Annotated in this window: 1 protein-coding gene; it reads right to left on the bottom strand. The window is 73.3% G+C overall.

Annotated features, from left to right (window positions below):
* Positions 1-79: 79 nt before the first annotated feature.
* Positions 80-523, bottom strand: coding sequence for a cobalamin B12-binding domain-containing protein (locus HCN56_RS23110; protein ID WP_245246927.1), 444 nt, complete (start codon positions 521-523; stop codon positions 80-82).
* Positions 524-734 lie beyond the last annotated feature (211 nt).

Here is a 734-nt window from a genome sequence, read left to right as displayed (position 1 = left end):
CGGACGCGGCGCGGGTCGCCTGGGAGGCCGGCGCGGACGCGGTGACCGTCGACGGTGCCGAGGGCGGCGGTGGCGCGGCTCATGCGGTGACCCGCCTCGCCTTGGCGTCGGCCAGCTCGCCGACGAGGTCGCGCAGCGCGTTGAGGTCGCCGTCGTCGTAGACGGCGTGGCAGCCGGCGGCCCGCAGCAGGGCCGCGGCCTCGGGGTCCCGGCTGCCGGCGACGCCGAGCTTGCCGCCGATGACGATCGTCGAGCCGTCGAGCGCGGGTTCGGCGCGGAGCCGGGCGACGGCGGTCAGGCCGTCGCGGTAGCCGTGGCCGTTGACGCTGGAGAGCACGACGAGCTCCGGCGGCTGCTCCAGGCAGTGCGCGGCGAGCAGGTCGGCCGTGACGCAGGGACCGAGGTTGGTCACCGGGTGGCCCTGCTCCTCCAGGAACAGCTGGAGGAAGACCAGGTTCCAGGTGTGGGAGTCCGAGGCGGTGCCGCTGACCAGAATCCTCAGTTCTTGCTTCGGCAGCATCATCCACCAGTCTCCGTCGGTCGTTTCCTGCGGCTTCTCCGGGGGTGTTCTCCCGTGGTTCAAATATAGGAGTGCTTTGCCGGAGCGACCGGAAGTTGGACCGGCAGAAAAGGCGCCGTCCTGCTGCCGCTGTCGGAATGCCGAGGAAAGGCGCGCATCCGCCCGGCGCCCGCCCCGGCGCCGGTGCCGGCCGGTGCGCGCGACGCGGGGGGGG

It is taken from the genome of Streptomyces lonarensis (assembly GCF_012033735.1).
Classification (GTDB): domain Bacteria; phylum Actinomycetota; class Actinomycetes; order Streptomycetales; family Streptomycetaceae; genus Streptomyces; species Streptomyces lonarensis.
This window is presented reverse-complemented; position numbering and strand designations above follow the sequence as displayed.